We start from the raw sequence: 11,555 nt of genomic DNA, 5'->3' as shown, positions 1-11,555 counted from the left end.
TCCCTCCCCCACCATCATACTCATTGCAGGAGCGGGGTCCGCAAGTCGAGGGTCAGCGGAAATTCATTTGTGCGTTCCTCGGGCGGCGGCTGCATCGGACCCGGGGTGTGGCCGTGGTCCTGGAAGCGCGCCAGCCGCCGGGCCTCGGCCTCGTAGGTATTGACCGGCTTGGTGTCGTAGTTGCGCCCGCCAGGATGGGCGACGTGGTAGACGCAGCCGCCGAGCGAGCGGCCGTTCCAGGTATCGATCAGGTCAAAGGTCAGCGGCGCGTGCACGGGGATGGTCGGGTGCAGGCCGGAGGCCGGCTGCCAGGCCTTGAAGCGGACGGCAGCCACAGCCTCGCCGGAGCGGCCGGTCGGGGTCATCGGCAGGCGGCGGCCGTTGCAGGTGACGACATGGCGGCCCTCGACGAAGCCTTCGGCCTTGACCTGGAGCCGCTCGACCGAGCTATCGACATAGCGCACGGTGCCGCCGGCCGAGCCCTCCTCACCGAGCACGTGCCAGGGCTCCAGCGCCTGCCGCAGCTCCAGCGTCACGCCGCCATGGTGGATGCGGCCGAAAGCGGGAAAGCGGAATTCGAGCTGGGCCAGATACCATTCCGGCTCGAACGGATAGCCCGATTGCTTGAGCTCGCCGAGCACATCGAGAAAATCTTCCCAGATGAAATGCGGCAGCATGAAGCGGTCGTGCAGCGCGGTGCCCCAGCGCACGAACTTGCCGCTCAGCGGCTCACGCCAGAACTTTGCGATCAGCGCACGGATCAGGAGCTGCTGCGCCAGCGACATGCGTGGATCCGGCGGCATTTCGAGCGCGCGGAATTCGACGAGGCCGAGCCGGCCCGTGGGTCCTTCCGGCGAATAGAGCTTGTCGATGCAGATCTCGGCGCGGTGGGTGTTACCGGTGATGTCGACCAATAGATGCCGGAACAGCCGGTCCACCAGCCAGAGCGGCGTCTGGTAGCTGGGCGGCGGCACGTGCGAGAGCGCGATCTCGAGCTCGTAGATGCTGTCGTGGCGCGCCTCGTCGATGCGCGGCGCCTGGCTGGTCGGGCCGATAAAAAGACCGGAGAAGAAATAGGACAGCGCCGGATGGCGCTGCCAATACAGCACCAGGCTCTTCAGAAGATCGGGCCGGCGCAGGAACGGCGAGTCCTGCGGTGAGGAGCCGCCGACCACGACGTGATTGCCGCCCCCGGTGCCGGTGTGACGGCCGTCGACCAGGAAACGGTTGGCGCCGAGGCGGACCTTGGCCGCATCCTCGTAGAGGCCGGTGGTGATCTCGACCGCATCGCGCCAGCTCTTGGCCGGCTGGATGTTGATCTCGATGACACCGGGGTCGGGCGTCACCTTGATCATCTCGATCCGCGGATCGAACGGCGGCGGATAACCCTCGACATGGACCGGAAGCTGCATCTCCTCGGCGGTGTCCTCGAGCGCCGAGATCAGCTCGAGATAATCCTCGATGCGCTCGACCGGCGGCATGAAGGCGCAGATTACGCCGTCGCGGATCTCCACGGCCATCGCCGTGCGCACGGGTATAGCGGTGTTGAGATGCTCGGGGGCCGTACGCGGCGGCGATGGCGGACGCGCCATGCGGGTGAACACCGGCAGCCTGCCCCGCGGCTCCATCGGGTCCTGCTCGACGATGTAGGGATATTGGTTGGGCGGGACGTGACCGAGCGAGCCGATCGGCAGGCGCAGGCCGAGCGGTGAATCGCCCGGCGTCAGGAACAGATGATTGCGCCGCAGCGGCCAGCGTTCGCTGCGCCAGCGCGGCGGCGCATTCCAGCGCTGGATCGGCAGCACGAAGCCGCGCGGCGTATTCAGACCCTGATCGAACACCCGCGCCATCCGTGCGCGCGCTTCGGGATCGGACAGCTTTGAATCGGTGGGATCGACGTTGACCGGAAGCTCCGCTTCCTTCTGCAGCCAATAGGCGGGATCCTCATAGGCCGGCATGATGTAGCCGAGGTCGACGCCGAGCCGCGCCGCCGTGCCTTCCATGAAGGCCTCGGCATCCTTGACCTCCGGTCTCCTGGGCTTCTCGATTCTGGCGATGAGGTCGGCGTTCTTCCAGATCGGCACGCCGTCCTTGCGCCAATAGAGGCCGAAGGCCCAGCGCGGCAGGCTCTCGCCCGGATACCATTTGCCCTGGCCGTAATGCAGCAGCCCGCCCGGCGCGAAGCGCGTGCGCAGGCGGCGGATCAGATCGTCGCCGAGCGTGCGCTTGGTCGGACCGACGGCCTCCGTGTTCCACTCGCCGGCCTCGAGATCGTCGACCGAGACGAAGGTCGGCTCGCCGCCCATGGTGAGGCGCACGTCCGCGCTGGCGAGATCGCCATCGACCTGCTCGCCGAGATCGTCGAGGCGCGCCCAGGATTCGTCGGAGAACGGCTTTGTGATGCGCGGCGCCTCGCGGATGCGCCTCACGCTCATGTCGAAGGAAAACTCGACCTCGGCAAAGCCGGCCCCACCAGAGATCGGCGCCGCCGAACGGTAGTGCGGCGTGGCTGCGACCGGGATGTGCCCCTCGCCTGCGAGCATGCCCGAGGTCGCGTCGAATCCGATCCACCCCGCGCCGGGCAGATAGACCTCGGCCCAGGCGTGCAGATCGGTAAAATCGTTCTCGACTTCCGGCGGCCCCTCGATCGGATCGATGTCGGGACGGATCTGGACCAGATAGCCCGAGACGAAGCGGGCGGCGAGCCCGAGATGGCGCAAGGTCTGGATCAAGAGCCAGGCGGAGTCACGGCATGAGCCTGCGCCGGAGACAAGCGTCTCCTCCGGCGTCTGCACGCCCGGCTCCATGCGGATGATGTAGCGGACCTTCTTCTGGATCTCGCGATTGAGGTCGACCAGGAAATTGACCGTGTTCGGGGCTTCGTGCGGGATCGAATCGAGGAACTTGGCGAACAGGCGATCGGGCTTGATGGTCTCGAGATACGGCGCGAGCTCCGTCTTCAGATCCTTGGGATAGTCGAACGGGAAGCTGTCGGCATAGGGCTCGACGAAGAAGTCGAACGGGTTGACCACCGTCATCTGCGCCGTGAAGTCGACCTCGAATTTCAGCTCGGTGGTCTTCTCCGGAAAGACGTAGCGCGCCAGCCAGTTGCCCTGCGGGTCCTGCTGCCAGTTCACGAAATGATTGGAAGGCGTGACCTTGAGCGAATAGCTCAGGATCGGCGTGCGCGTATGCGGCGCCGGTCGCAGCCGGATGGTCTGCGGGCCAAGGTCGATCGGGCGGTCGTATTTGTAATGCGTGACATGGTGTAGCGCGACGTAGATCGACACGGGTTGCGGTGCTCCAGCAGCTTTTTTGAGCAGAACACCTGAGGTGAACGCGATCAAGCACTAACAACGGGCACGGGGTGCCTAGGTAAGGTGCGGGGCGGGTGATGGTGATTGTTATTGGGCCGCGCCGGCGAGGCTCTTCCCTTCTCCCCTTGTGAAAAGGTGGCGCGAAGCGCCGGATGAGGGGTCTCTCTCAACCCGCAAAACCGCTCGTGAGGATAGAGACCCCTCACCCGGCTTCGCTTTCAGCGAAGCCACCCTCTCCCACAAGGGGAGAGGGTTTGAAAGCCCTACGCCGCCGAGGTCAGCCTTTGCAGGAATTGGGTCACTTCGCGGCGGAGCGTCTCGACTTCGCCGTGGACGCGTTCGGAGGCGTGGTTGACGCGTGCAGCGACGCGGCCGGTGTCGGCGGCGGCCTCGCTGATGCCCGTCACGTTGGAGGAGACCTGCGAGGTGCCGGCGGAGGCTTCGTGAACGTTGCGGGCGATCTCGCGCGTCGCCGCGCCCTGCTGCTCGATCGAGGCGGCAATCGAGGCAGTGATGCCGTTGATCTCGGCGATGGTCTGCGCGATCGCCTCGACGGCCGCGACCGAATTGGTGGTCGATTGCTGCATCTCGCCAACCTTGGCGCTGATCTCTTCGGTCGCCTTGGCGGTCTGGTTGGCGAGGCTCTTGACCTCGGAGGCCACCACCGCGAAGCCGCGGCCGGCGTCCCCTGCCCGCGCCGCCTCGATGGTGGCGTTGAGCGCGAGCAGGTTGGTCTGCGAGGCGATCTCGCTGATAAGCTTGACGACGTCGCCGATCTGCATCGCGGCGTCCGCAAGGCTCCGGATCTCGCTGCCGGCGCGATTGGCTTCGTTCACCGCCCGTCCCGTGCTCGCGGTCGAGCCGGCCACTTGGCGATTGATCTCGGCGATCGACGATGCGAGCTGCTCGGCGGCGCTGGCGACAGTGGCGACGTTGCGCGAGGCCTGGTCGGACGCGGAGAGCACGCCGGAGGTTTGCAGGCTGGTCTTCTCCGCCGCCGCCGCCATCTGGCCGGCATCGGATTCGAGATCGGTCGCGGCGCCCATCAGCGTGCCCGCAACCTGATCGAGATGCGTGCCGAACCGCCTGGCGAGGTCCGCGATCTCGACGACGCGGCGGCCGAGACTGTCGGTGCCGGCATTGATGACGGTCGCCGAGCGGCGGAACGAGCCGGGCAATCCGCGCGCCAGGATCTTGCGGAAATACTTGCCGCGGCTGGCATACTCCATCGACGCCGAAGCTTCGCGCTGGAACGCATCGGTAATGTCGAGCATGTCGTTGACCGATCTCTGGATGGCGCCGATCCGCCCGGCCTGCCGCTCACTGAGGATGCGCGCCTCGAGATCGCCGCCCGCCGCCTTGCGGCACACAGCGGCGACCTCGTCGACGGCAACCGCGGTGCGGTGCTGGCACCAGACGGCATAGCCGGAGAGCGCGATCGTCGCGCCGAGAGAAGCGGCACTCGCGATCCCGGTCATGCCGAGAAGCGAGAGAACGAACGCAAGGACGGCAAGACCACACGCGAGCGCGGTTGCTCCCTGCGCCTTAGAGAGAGAGCACAAATTCATCGTAACCGACACCCTGTTGCTTGAGCAGCCCGACCATCGCCTCGAAGCTCGCCTGCATGCCCTCCTTGGCGTTGGCATGCCGCGCCTCCTCAGTGCACAGCGTCTTGTAGATCGGCTTGATGCGCTCGATCTGCGCGGGATCCGGCTTGCGACGGTTGGAGTGATAGCCGACGATGTTGCCGCGCTCGTCGAATGTCGGCGTGACGTGGGCGAATACCCAATAGTGACTGCCGTCCTTCGCCAGGTTGACGACGTAGGCGAAGATCTCCTGCTTGGACTGCAGCGTGTCCCAGAGCAGCTTGAAGACGGCGCGCGGCATGTCGGGATGGCGGATCAGGCTGTGGGGCGCGCCCATCAGCTCCTTCCACGAGTACTTCGCCATGCGGATGAAGACGTCGTTGGCGTAGGTGATGCGGCCTTTGAGATCGGTCTTCGATACGATCAGCTCCTCCTCACCGAGGAGATTTTCCACCCCAGTGGGACGTATCGCTTGCATCGGCTCGATCCTCAAATCACGCCGGCCCCACCACGCTGTGAAGCCGCATCGCCTCCTGTCTACGGCAACAGTGTTAACCAGGTGTAAGCCGGGAACTTCTCACGGGAGGCGCCCACCTCCGTATCATTACTTAGCGAACGGCCGTTGCATTTCGGATCGCCACACGCGCTCCGATTCCGGTTGCGATCATCGGATACCGGCGGCGCTTGATGGGTTGCGCGGCGATGCTCGCGCGACTACATCGTCGCGCCGAGCACCCAGGGCGCGAACTCGGCGCCGCCGAAATCGAAGCTCTCGCTCTTGGTCGGCTGGCCCGAGGCGGTCTTGAGGATGAGATCGAAGATGCGCTGGCCGCATTGTTCGACGCTCTCCTCGCCTTCGAGGATGGTGCCGCAATTGACGTCCATGTCCTCTTCCATGCGCCTGTACATGGGCGTGTTGGTGGCGAGCTTGATCGACGGCGCCGGCTTGCAGCCGAACACACTGCCGCGGCCCGTGGTGAAGCAGACGAGGTTGGCACCTCCTGCGACCTGCCCGGTCGCGGCCACGGGGTCGTAGCCGGGCGTGTCCATGAACACGAACCCCTTCTTGGTGACGGGCTCGGCGTAGCGCAGCACCTCGACGAGGTTGGTGGTGCCGGCCTTGGCCATCGCGCCGAGCGACTTCTCCAGGATGGTGGTGAGGCCGCCGGCCTTGTTGCCGGGGCTCGGATTGGCGTTCATCTCGGCGCCTTCACGTGCGGTGTACTCGTCCCACCAGCGCATCAGGTCGACCAGCTTCTCGCCGACCTCGCGGCTGACGGCGCGGCGCGTTAGCAGGTGCTCGGCGCCGTAGGTCTCCGGCGTCTCCGACAGGATCACGGTGCCGCCATGACGGACGATGAGATCGCTGGCAGCGCCGAGCGCCGGATTGGCTGACACGCCGGAATAGCCGTCGGAGCCGCCGCATTGCAGCGCCACGGTGAGCTCGCTTGCCGGCACCGTCTCACGCTTGACCTTGTCGGCATCGGCGAGCGCCTCGCGCACGAAGGCGATGCCCGCCTCCACCGTCTTGCGGGTGCCGCCGACCTCCTGGATATCCATCGCGCGCAGGCGTCCCGCGAGCTTCTGCTCTTCCATCAGGCCGCCGATCTGGTTCACTTCGCAGCCGAGGCCGAGCACGATGACGTGCGAGAAATTGACGTGCCGTGCATAGCCGCCAAGCGTGCGGCGAAGCAGCGCCAGCGGCTCGTTCTGCGTCATGCCGCAGCCGGTCTTGTGGGTCAGTGCGACCACGCCGTCGACATTGGGGAAGTCGGCCAGCGGATTGTCGCCGGTGAAGGGGTTCTTCTTGAAGACGTCGGCGACGAGGCTGGCGACATGGGCGCTGCAATTCACCGAGGTGAGGATGCCGATATAGTTGCGCGTGGCAACGCGGCCGTCCGGGCGGCGGATGCCTTCGAAGGTCGCCGGCAGGTCGAAATTCGGCGTTGGCTTGACGTCGGCGCAATAGGCGTAGTCCTTGGCGAAATCGCCCATGCCGCAGTTCTGCGTGTGCACGTGCTGGCCCGGCGCGATCGCCTGGGTGGCAAAGCCGATGATCTGGCCGTAGCGCTTGACCGGCTCGCCCACCGCGATCGGCTTGATCGCGACCTTGTGGCCGGAGGGGATGCGATCGACCGTGGTCACGCCCTCTGCCACCAATGTCCCCGGCGGCAGGCTGGCGCGCGCGATCACCACGCCATCATCGGGATGCAGGCGGATGACGGGACTGATGGTCATGGGAGTCTCCTTCGGAGGCGAATAGCGAATGGCGAGTGGCGAATGGAAAAGGGAGTAGCCCTATTCGCTACTCCCCATTCGCCGTTCGCGAGTTTATCAGGCCTTGCCGCCCGAATCCTTGCGGGTGGCGTTCACCTGCATCTTGGCGTAGGTCGTCATCAGGCCGACTTCATTGGACAGCGTCACCAGCTTGAAGCCCATGTTGATCGCGCGCGCCGCGCCTTCGGCGCCGCTGCAATGGATGCCCGGGTTGAGGCCGCGCTTGCCGCACTCCTTGATGATCTTCTCGTAGATCGCGAGAATCTCGGGCTCGCTGCGGTCGAGCTTGGGCTCGAGGCCATAGGAGAAGCCGAGATCGGACGGGCCGATATAGACGCCGTCGATGCCTTCGACGTCGAGGATCGCTTCCATGTTCTCGACGGCGGTCCGCGTCTCCATCATCGGCAGCAGCACGATCTCGTCGTTGGCCGTCTTCTGATAGGAGCCGGCGGTGCCGTACATGCCGGCGCGGATCGGGCCGTTGGAGCGCACGCCCTTGGGCGGATATTTCGAATAGGAGACCAGGTTCCGGGCTTCCTGCGGCGTGTTGACCATCGGGCAGATCACGCCATAGGCGCCGCCATCGAGCACCTTGCCGATGATGCCGGGCTCATTCCAGGGCACGCGGACCATCGGGGTGACCGGATGCTTGTCCATGGCCTGGAAGCACTGCACCATCGAGAGATAGTCCTGCACGCCATGCTGCATGTCGACCGTGACGCTGTCGAAGCCGCATTGCGCAACCATCTCGGCCGAGAAGCCGGAGGGAATGGCAAGCCACGCGTTGACGACCGCCTTGCCCGACTTCCAGATCTCTTTGACTTTATTGGCCACGTTGCCTTTCCTTCCCTGTTGCTCTCACTTCGCCGCGGATCGGGTTGGGCCGCACTTTGAGCGAAAAAAAGCGTCAATGTCCATGGCTCTCGCCGCGCACGCACGCATATCAGGGTTCATCCCTCCGCGAGGGTATCATCGGTGCTGCCGAGCCCCGCAAGGCTCCGTTCGAGTTCGCCGAGCATCTCCTGCAATTCGGCGAGCTTGCGGGCGCCGAAACGCCGCGTGATCTCGGCATAGATCGCCTCCGACGTCGGCGCGACCGAGGCCATCAGCTTCAGCCCCTCCTTCGAGATCGAGACCATGCTGCGGCGCTGGTCCGCTTTCGCCGTCTTGCGCTCGATCAGGCTGCGCGCCTCGAGGTCGCGCAGGATGCGCGACAGGCTCGGCCCGAGCAGGAACGCGGTGCGCGCGAGTTCCGTGACCTCGACCGCCTCGATCGCCGCCAGCGCCCGCAGGATGCGCCATTGCTGCTCGGTCAGGCCGTGCTCGCGCAGCGAGGGACGAAACTGCCGCATCACAGCTTCCCGGGCCCGCAGCAGCGACATCGGCAGCGAACGCGAGAAATCGCGCATCGGCACCTGGCGCGTAGCAGGCGGGTGACCGTTGACGGGATCGGCGGATTTCTTCGTCATGACGCCCTTTCAAGCCGCAAAACGTTTGCAGTGCAGCAAGCCGAATTTGTGTTTGACGCATTCACTTAACATGTTAAGTATCTCGGGCACCACGATTTGTAAGATCACAAATGGCGCTTTCCAACGACGATATCCAAGCTTGTGCGAGGCGTCTGCACCAGGCGGAGAAGACCCGCACGCAGATCCGGCAGCTCTCGCAGGACTTCCCGGACATCAGCATCGCGGAGGCCTACGCGATTCAGAAGGCCTGGGTCGACGTCAAGATCGCCGAGGGGCGCGTGGTCAAAGGCCACAAGATCGGCCTGACCTCGAAGGCGATGCAGAGCGCGCTTGGCATCGACGAGCCGGATTCCGGCGTGCTGCTCGACGACATGTTCTTCGCCGATGGCGGATTGGTGCCGACCGAGCGCTTCATCGCGACGCGCGTCGAGGCCGAGTTCGCCTTCGTCATGAGCAAGCGCCTTTCTGGGCCCGACTGCACGCTATTCGACGTGCTCAACGCCACCGACTTCGTGGTGCCGGCGCTGGAGATTTTGGATACACGGATCGAGCGCGTCGATCCCAAGACCAAGGCGACGCGAAAGATCTTCGACACCATCGCCGACAATGCGGCCAATGCCGGCATCGTGCTCGGGGGGCGGCCGATCCGCCCGCTGGATGCTGACCTGCGCTGGATCGGAGCGCTGTGCTTCAAGAACGGCCAGCTGGAAGAGACCGGCCTTGCCGCCGGCGTGCTCAACCATCCCGCGACTGCCGTCGCCTGGCTCGCCAATAAGATCGCCCCGCTTGGGCTGGCGCTCGAGCCGGGCCAGGTCGTGCTCGCCGGCTCGTTCATCCGTCCGATCGAGACCCGCAAGGGCGACACAATCCAGGCCGATTATGGCGCCTATGGCTCGGTCAGCTGCTACTTCGCCTGAAGACAGGGAGTGAAACCGCGATGCCGCATTTCACCATCGAATATTCGGCCAATCTCGACGGCCGCCTCGACATCGCCGCGGTGTGCGAGGTCGTGCGCAAGGCAGCTAGCGAGACCGGTATCTTCCCGCTCGGCGGCATCCGCGTTCGTGCTGTCAGGTGCGAGCACTATGCGATCGCGGACGCGCGGCAGGACTACGGATTCCTGGACATGGTGCTGCGCATCGGCGAGGGCCGCGACCTGCCTACCCGCCAGAAGGCCGGCGAGCACGTCTTCCAGGCGCTCTCAAGACATCTCGATCCCGTCTTCGCCGCCAGCAAGTTCGCCCTGTCGTTCGACATGCAGATCAACGACAAGGACACCAGCTGGAAGCGCAACAACATTCACGACGCCCTGAAAGCGGAGGCCGCTCATGGATAAGCCCACGCCGAAAGCCGATCTGTTCCAGGCCAACCGTGACCGCCTCGCGCCGCTTTTGAAGACTCTGCGCGCGGACGGCATCGGTCACATGATCGACGGAAAGACCGTCGCCTCGATCTCCGGCGAGACCTTCGAGACCAGGTCGCCGGTCGATGGCGCCGTGCTCGCCAGCGTCGCGCGGGGCAATGCCGAGGATATCGACGCGGCGGCGACCGCGGCTGCGCTCGCGTTCAAGTCGTGGCGCGACATGGGGCCGGCGATGCGGAAGAAGCTGCTGCATCGGGTGGCCGACGCGATCGAGGACAATGCGGAGGACATCGCGGTACTCGAATGCATCGATACCGGGCAGGCCTATCGCTTCATGGCCAAGGCCGCGATCCGCGCCGCCGAAAATTTCCGCTTCTTCGCCGACAAATGCGCTGAGGCGCGCGACGGCCTCAACACGCCGAGCGACGAGCATTGGAACGTCTCGACGCGGGTGCCGATCGGCCCGGTCGGCGTGATCACGCCCTGGAATACGCCGTTCATGCTCTCGACCTGGAAGATCGCGCCAGCGCTTGCGGCCGGCTGCACGGTCGTGCACAAGCCGGCCGAATGGTCGCCGGTGACGGCCTCCGTTCTCGCCAGGCTCGTCAAGGAAGCCGGCGTGCCCGACGGCGTGCTCAACACCGTGCACGGCTTTGGCGAGGAAGCGGGCAAGGCGCTGACCGAGCATCCCGCCATCAAGGCAATCGGCTTCGTCGGCGAGAGCGCGACCGGCTCGGCCATCATGATGCAGGGCGCGCCCACGCTGAAACGCGTGCATTTCGAGCTCGGCGGCAAGAACCCGGTGATCGTGTTCGACGACGCCGATCTCGACCGCGCGCTCGATGCCGTCGTGTTCATGATCTACTCGCTCAATGGCGAGCGCTGCACCTCTTCGAGCCGGCTGCTGATCCAGCAGAGCATCGCGAAAGAATTCGTGGAGAAGCTGACGGCGCGGGTGAAGGCGCTCAAGGTCGGCCATCCCCTCGATCCCGCCACCGAGATCGGCCCGCTGATCCACGAGCGGCACTTGGCAAAGGTCTGCTCGTATTTCGACGTGGCGCGCCAGGACGGCGCGACGATCGCGGTCGGCGGCAAGGCCTATGACGGGCCCGGCGGCGGGCATTATGTCGAGCCGACACTGGTGACCGGGGCGCACGGCAAGATGCGGGTGGCGCAGGAAGAGGTGTTCGGGCCGTTCCTCACCGTGCTGCCGTTCCGCGACGAGGCGGACGCGGTCGAGATCGCCAACGACATCCGTTACGGTCTGACCGGCTATGTCTGGACCAATGACATGGGACGCGCGCTGCGCGTTGCCGATGCGCTGGAGGCCGGCATGATCTGGCTGAACTCGGAGAATGTCCGCCACCTGCCGACGCCGTTCGGCGGCATGAAGGCTTCAGGCATCGGGCGCGACGGCGGCGATTATTCGTTCGACTTCTACATGGAAACCAAGCACGTCTCGCTGGCGCGGGGCACGCACAAGATTCAGAAGCTGGGAATTTAGCGGCGGTGTCATTCCGGGGCGGCTCGAAGAGCCGAACCC

At 65.4% G+C, this 11,555-nt stretch carries 9 protein-coding genes; 3 read left to right on the top strand and 6 right to left on the bottom strand.

Annotated elements, in window-relative coordinates:
- Positions 1 to 20: 20 nt before the first annotated feature.
- The 6 genes from I6F36_RS16565 to hpaR all read right to left on the bottom strand — a co-directional run bounded on the left by I6F36_RS16565 (position 21) and on the right by hpaR (position 8,649).
- Entirely contained in the window at positions 21 to 3,290 is a 3,270-nt protein-coding gene (locus tag I6F36_RS16565) for a transglutaminase family protein (RefSeq protein WP_225127297.1), read from the bottom strand.
- 290 nt (positions 3,291 to 3,580) lie between these two features.
- Entirely contained in the window at positions 3,581 to 4,885 is a 1,305-nt protein-coding gene (locus I6F36_RS16560) for a methyl-accepting chemotaxis protein (protein WP_036023048.1), read from the bottom strand.
- Positions 4,863 to 5,381, bottom strand: coding sequence for a PAS domain-containing protein (locus tag I6F36_RS16555; protein ID WP_036006163.1), 519 nt, complete (start codon positions 5,379 to 5,381; stop codon positions 4,863 to 4,865). The genes I6F36_RS16560 and I6F36_RS16555 overlap by 23 nt, the downstream gene beginning before the upstream one ends.
- A 236-nt stretch (positions 5,382 to 5,617) precedes the next feature.
- Positions 5,618 to 7,141 carry a UxaA family hydrolase gene (locus I6F36_RS16550; RefSeq protein ID WP_225127299.1) on the bottom strand — a complete coding sequence of 508 codons (1,524 nt, stop codon included), beginning with the start codon at positions 7,139 to 7,141 and terminating at the stop codon, positions 5,618 to 5,620.
- Between the two features lie 96 nt (positions 7,142 to 7,237).
- Positions 7,238 to 8,014: an HpcH/HpaI aldolase/citrate lyase family protein gene (locus I6F36_RS16545; RefSeq protein ID WP_124160740.1), complete on the bottom strand. Its 777-nt coding sequence runs from the start codon at positions 8,012 to 8,014 to the stop codon at positions 7,238 to 7,240.
- Between the two features lie 116 nt (positions 8,015 to 8,130).
- Complete coding sequence (gene hpaR, locus I6F36_RS16540; RefSeq protein ID WP_057027114.1) at positions 8,131 to 8,649, bottom strand: homoprotocatechuate degradation operon regulator HpaR; 519 nt, start codon at positions 8,647 to 8,649, stop codon at positions 8,131 to 8,133.
- A gap of 110 nt (positions 8,650 to 8,759) precedes the next feature.
- Between hpaR and hpaH the strand changes: the two genes are divergently transcribed.
- From hpaH to hpaE, 3 genes are read left to right on the top strand one after another with little or no spacing between them, the layout of a single operon-like run.
- A complete protein-coding gene (hpaH, locus tag I6F36_RS16535; RefSeq protein WP_225171785.1) occupies positions 8,760 to 9,566 on the top strand; it encodes a 2-oxo-hept-4-ene-1,7-dioate hydratase in 807 nt (268 codons plus the stop codon).
- Between the two features lie 20 nt (positions 9,567 to 9,586).
- The gene (locus I6F36_RS16530; protein WP_157281287.1) at positions 9,587 to 9,985 is read left to right on the top strand and encodes a 5-carboxymethyl-2-hydroxymuconate Delta-isomerase; all 399 of its coding nucleotides are present in this window, start codon (positions 9,587 to 9,589) and stop codon (positions 9,983 to 9,985) included.
- Positions 9,978 to 11,516 (top strand): 5-carboxymethyl-2-hydroxymuconate semialdehyde dehydrogenase, encoded by a 1,539-nt coding sequence (gene hpaE, locus I6F36_RS16525; protein WP_225171784.1) that lies wholly within the window; start codon positions 9,978 to 9,980, stop codon positions 11,514 to 11,516. The genes I6F36_RS16530 and hpaE overlap by 8 nt, the downstream gene beginning before the upstream one ends.
- The last annotated feature ends 39 nt before the right edge of the window (positions 11,517 to 11,555 follow it).

Origin of the sequence: Bradyrhizobium sp. BRP19 (genome assembly GCF_020194195.1) — a bacterium.
Taxonomy (GTDB): Bacteria; Pseudomonadota; Alphaproteobacteria; order Rhizobiales; family Xanthobacteraceae; genus Bradyrhizobium; species Bradyrhizobium yuanmingense.
Note: the sequence above shows the minus strand (reverse complement) of the source record. Positions and strands in the feature narration are given on the sequence as shown.

Excerpts from the sequence above, each read along its gene's own strand:
- hpaE (WP_225171784.1), top strand. The coding sequence starts at position 9,978 with ATGGATAAGCCCACGCCGAAAGCCGATCTGTTCCAGGCCAACCGTGAC.
- hpaH (WP_225171785.1), top strand. The coding sequence starts at position 8,760 with ATGGCGCTTTCCAACGACGATATCCAAGCTTGTGCGAGGCGTCTGCAC.
- hpaR (WP_057027114.1), bottom strand. The coding sequence starts at position 8,649 with ATGACGAAGAAATCCGCCGATCCCGTCAACGGTCACCCGCCTGCTACG.
- I6F36_RS16560 (WP_036023048.1), bottom strand. The coding sequence starts at position 4,885 with ATGAATTTGTGCTCTCTCTCTAAGGCGCAGGGAGCAACCGCGCTCGCG.
- I6F36_RS16530 (WP_157281287.1), top strand. The coding sequence starts at position 9,587 with ATGCCGCATTTCACCATCGAATATTCGGCCAATCTCGACGGCCGCCTC.
- I6F36_RS16555 (WP_036006163.1), bottom strand. The coding sequence starts at position 5,381 with ATGCAAGCGATACGTCCCACTGGGGTGGAAAATCTCCTCGGTGAGGAG.
- I6F36_RS16550 (WP_225127299.1), bottom strand. The coding sequence starts at position 7,141 with ATGACCATCAGTCCCGTCATCCGCCTGCATCCCGATGATGGCGTGGTG.